A 4,887-nucleotide genomic window follows, 5' to 3' on the forward strand; every position below is an offset into this window, starting at 1 on the left:
AAGGTCGCCCCGCAGCTCGGGCTGAAGGACAGCACCGACAAGGTCCGGCGGTGGCTCGCCAACGAATCCGCGGTCGACCCGATCGCCATCCCGGTCCTCGCCCGCGCGGTAGGTGTCCACCCGCTGGAGATGCTCAGCGCCTACGGCCTGGTCGAATCGTCGGTCGCGGCGCTGGCGCTGCGGTTGAACGCCTGCGAGCACCGGTTCCGGCTGCAGCGGGCGCTGCTCGCCGAACAGCACCGGGCCGCCGGCGGCGCTCTGTTCGCCGAGCTCGCGCTGCGGCACGGCGGATGGGCGGTCACCGTCGTGCCGCACTGGCGCGGCCGGCGCTGCCGGTACCACGTCGGCGACTACGCGCTGCTCGACCGGCGGGACGGGATAGCCGACCGCGGCGAGGCCGGGCGGGTGTTCGCCGAGGCGTTCGACCGCACCGGCGCGGAATGGGACAATCCCCTGTTCGTCGGGGAACCGTCGTCCGCGTGGGAGGACGGACGCGTCTACGTCCCGCGCCTTGCCGCGGCGCGGGCCGCGGAGCCGTACGCGGCCGTCCTCGCCGGCACCCGCGGCATCGTCGTCGCCGGGCCGCGCTGGGCCGGGATGTACACGGTCGCCGCGCTGGTGTCGGCGGCGCTCGGCTGGGGACGGGAAAGCTTCGACTTCCTCGCCCGGTCGCTGAACCCGGGGCGCGGGCCGAACACGCCGCTGGCCAGCGAACTGCTGCGAGGCTGGCTCGCGGACCCCGCCTCGGCCGAGAACCTCGTGTGGGCGCACATCCTGGCCGACCCGGCGGCGGACGGCGACGGCGATATCCGGCTGCTCGCCAGCGCTCCGCCCGACGTCCAGGTGGTGCTGCTCATCCCGGCGGACGGCCCGGGGGGTGGGGCGCTCGGAGCCGTCGCGGAGCTGTCCGGCCGCCCGGTTGCCGAGATCCGGGCGTCCGTCGAGCGCTGGCGGGCGGCGCTGGCGGAACGTCCCGGCCTCGCCCATCTGGTCGTGCCCGCGCCGCTGGGCCGCGACGGGCAGCCGGCCGGCCCCCGTCAGGCCGGCTTCCTCGACGGCTTCTTCGACTCCTCCGTCGACGTGGCGCTGCGGATCCTCGCGCTGCTGGCCGGCGATGCCCCGGCCGGCTCGCTCGTCCCGGCGCAGGCGGCCGCGGCCGACCGGTTCGCCGCCCTGGCCGCCGGTACCTGACCGTCCGGCACGCCCTGATGGCCCGCGACCCGCACCAGCAGGTCCCGATGGCGCCGGACGAGGTGCTCCGGATCCACGGGGGCCACCTCCGGGTAGCTTTCCTGCGGGTATGTCTCGCGCAGCGCGTCGCGCAGCTCCGCCTCGGCTTCCGCGAGCAGCTGGACGACATGCGAGGCCGTCGGGACGGCGATGCTCTCCCGCCTGCCGTCCCGCTTCCCCGCTTTCTCCTCGCCTCCGCCCCAGTAACGGTTCTCCCAGGGCTGGTCGATGCCGTGCGAAAGCGGATGGCTGTTGCGCAGATCGCGTAGCTGCGACGACGGCCGATGCCCGTTCTGCCTGTCCCGGACCACCTGCCACGGCGCCAGATGCTTCCAGTCCTGCGGGCGCTCGGTCGGTTCGGCGGGCCCGGCCACCCAGCCCCGGTTCTTCGTCAGGGTGGTCCGGCCGATGCCCTCGACCTGGCACCGCCGGGTCTGCCCGTCGGGCATCCGGAAGGTGTGGTCCAGGACGCTGGTCGCCAGGTAGGCGGCGTCCCACGGATGCTCCTCGGCGATCTGCCCGCACAGTCGCAACCGCGCGCAGGCCAGCGACACCTCCGCCGCCGACGTGCGGTCGTCGTGCCCCCCCACGCCGGGTGCGCTCTCCGGGACTCTGAACGCGTCCCGCCGGAGCTCGCGGACCTCGTCGGCCAGCCCGTGCAGCCGGGCCGAGCCGCGGCGCAGGAGACGTTCGGCGACCGTCAGGTCGAGGTTGCGCAGCGCCGTCACCGCCAGCTCGGCCAGGACGCCGTCCAGGCCGAGCGCGGCCAGGGCCCGATCGCCGTCCTCGTGGACTCCCCTGGTCGCCACGACTCCCCGGTCGTTATGGTCACCGTGGGTGGTCAGGACCTGTAGCGGCGCGGCGGCGCGGACCGACCAGTCGACCGCGGCCAGCATCGCGGCGGTGACCAGCGCCTTGGCGCCGAGCGGGAGGACCACCGCGACCTCGTCGACGAGGTCGGCACCGGGTACCTCCTCGTCGAGAAATCTGACCAGTTCCCGCTGGTAGGCGGCGGCCAGGCTCGGCGTCTCCGTGATCTCCTTCTCGGTCACCGCCACCGTGAAGGGACCGGTGACGGTGGGCCGGGGCGGTGTCGTCGTGCCCTGCGCCGTCCTGAGTTCGACAAGCAGCACCTCACCGGCCCCGAGCCGGGCGAGCACCTGGTCCAGGACGTCGTCGTCCTTGCGCTGGTCGGTACGCAGGACGCGCAGCAGGAGGACCCGCCGCCCGGCCGCGGGCGGCTCCCGCACCAGCCAGGCCGGATAGTCGGCCAGTAGACCACCGCGGTGCTGCGACGCGATCCAGTCGTTCTGCAGCGCGACCACGGCCGCCGGCGGCTCGGCCACCACCCCGAGGGCGCCGTGGCTGTTACGGATGACCTTCCGGTGCCAGCACACCACTTCCGGGCTCAGCAGCGCCGCCACCGGCGCGCCCACCCGCTCGGCCATGGCCGGGTCGACCGCGAGCTGCCTCCAGGGCGGGCAGCCGAGCATGCGCAGGACGTCCAGGTGCAGGTCGGCGGGCACGTGCGCGGTGGCGAAACGCCTGAGCCAGGTCCGGGCCGCGGCACCGTCGGTGATCTCCTGACGGGCCAGACCCTCGGCGAACGACGCCTGGACCGCTTCGAACAGCGCCGCACGCGCCCGGTCGTCAAGCAGCCAGTGGCCGTCGTCCCGGGGACCGCAGGCGGCGGTGAGCACGGCGGCGACGTTCACCGCCTGCCGACAGGCCAGCGGCTCCCACCGCGGGTCGAGCTTGGCGAGCGCGTCGTAGAAGCGGTGCCGGACCAGCCACCGTTTCATCGCCTCCTCCCGCTCCTGCCACGTCAGCATGCCCAGTTCGACGACGGCCACCGCGTCGTCCTCGGTCCGGAGGGTGACCGGGAAGCCCCGGATGAGCACCTCGAAGAGGAGACCCAGCACCAGGCCGGTCGACCCGCCGCCCAACGGCAGCTCCCAGCGCGTCGTCTCGTCGATGGCGTACCGCTCGATGTACTGCCGGATCCAGTCCCGGGCGGGCTCCAGGGCCGGATCGACGACATACTCGACGGTCACCCGGCCGCCACCGCCGGTGTGGCGGCTGACGTACTCGGCCACGACGTCGGCGAGCGGCCCGGTGGCTCGGGTACCGCCGGTCGTGGCGATCAGGAGGATGCGCTCCGGGCCGTCCGGTCCCGCGCCGATGCGGGAGACGAACCTGGACACCGGTGTGCCCGCGAGCTCGATGTCACGAGTGACCGGATCACTGCTGCGTAGCGCGGCCAGACGGGCTTCGATCTCCTCCGCGCCGGCCTTGAACAGCCCTACGTCGGACTCACCGAGAATATGGAGCGCTATCCGGCGCACAGTGCCTCCTCGTTCGCGGCCTCCTCGTTCGCGGCCTCTCCGTGCCCGGCCTCTCCGTGCACGGCCATGTCGTCATGAGCCATCTCGATGTCGCCGAGCAGGGCGGGCACCCGCGGCTTGGCCGCGAGCGGCTCGGCGATATACCGCCAGTAGCGGCGCGGGTCGCCCTCCCGCAGGGCGTCGGCGACCCGGCCCACCCGAGCCGCCATCGCCGCCACGGGCAGTCCGTACCGCGGCGCCCACGTCTCGACCGGCCAGCCCGCGTCCGTCACGGCCGGTGCGTCACTGCCCAGCCAGGTCAGCATGTGCGCGAGCAGGCGCCGGTCACCCGGGTCCGGCAGGATGCGCCCGGCCCAGCCGGTGTCGATGACCCGCTCGGGCCGCTGCGGCAGCCCGAGGCTCTTGCGGCGCCTGCGATGGAGCTGCCCGAGCGCGGCGGACGCGGTTCTCAGCGCGTAGCCGTCCAGAGTGGCCTCGCTCCCATCACGGGCGCCACGGCTGCGTGATGTTCCGTCGCGGCCATGATCGTCGAACCGACGGCCGCCCAGCCGGTTCATGACGTCGGCGAGCAGGTCGACGGCATCGTCGTAACAGCCCTGGTCACAGTAGGCGAGCACGGTCCGCCCCCGGCTGCTGTGGGCGGACCGCTGGGGGCACGGCCGCCCCCTGTGCCGGGTCGACGCCCGTCCCAGCACCGTGTTCACCGCGGCCGCGGAGGCGAAGAAGACCCGCGGGGACGGGCAGCGGACCGCCGCGGAACTCCACCCGCGCGCGGTACCGACGGCATCAGGGCCGCTGGTATCAGCGCCGGTGGTAATGGCCTTCTCACCGAACGTCCCGCCGACAGCCCCGTCTGGTGCCGGGATCGTAGTTTTCGTGCGCATATGGTGGATCTTGGACGGTCTTCGCCCCGTCCGGGACCCGAACACATGCGGACCTGGGCGCCCGGCGCGGCAGATCCTGCCCGGCCACGGCGTGTACCGGCGCTCCGCTCCCACACGTGGATGACGGCCGCGCCCACCCGTGCCGGCCAGGCGGGGATCTTCGCAGCCTGCCGCCGCGCGTACCCGTGCCATGCCCACCCGCGTCGGCCGGGCGGGGAGGACACCCCGCCCCCATGCATCGGCGCCTGCCAGCTCCCCGCGTCCCACACCCCTTCCTGACGGACGAAGGCTTCCCGACCGACGAAGGCCGCGCCGGCCGGGTTCGCCCACCAGGCCCACGCCCACGCGCTTTCCTGACGGATGCCCCCGCCGCGGTGGCCGCCGCGGTGGCAGCGGCGCCCGGGCCCTCGCTCTGCCGCGCGGGCCCG

The 4,887-nt window shown here is 74.2% G+C and carries 2 protein-coding genes; both read right to left on the bottom strand.

What is annotated here, in order from left to right; translation table 11 throughout:
* Nucleotides 1-1,037: 1,037 nt before the first annotated feature.
* Nucleotides 1,038-3,575, bottom strand: a complete 2,538-nt coding sequence (locus tag AC5LSR_RS10785) for a hypothetical protein (protein ID WP_250291146.1) — start codon at nt 3,573-3,575, stop codon at nt 1,038-1,040.
* Nucleotides 3,563-4,459 (bottom strand): hypothetical protein, encoded by an 897-nt coding sequence (locus tag AC5LSR_RS10790; protein WP_250291144.1) that lies wholly within the window; start codon nt 4,457-4,459, stop codon nt 3,563-3,565. Before AC5LSR_RS10790 ends, AC5LSR_RS10785 begins: the two co-directional genes overlap by 13 nt.
* Between the last annotated feature and the right edge of the window lie 428 nt (nt 4,460-4,887).

Source organism: Protofrankia sp. CiP1_Cm_nod4, assembly GCF_982290645.1.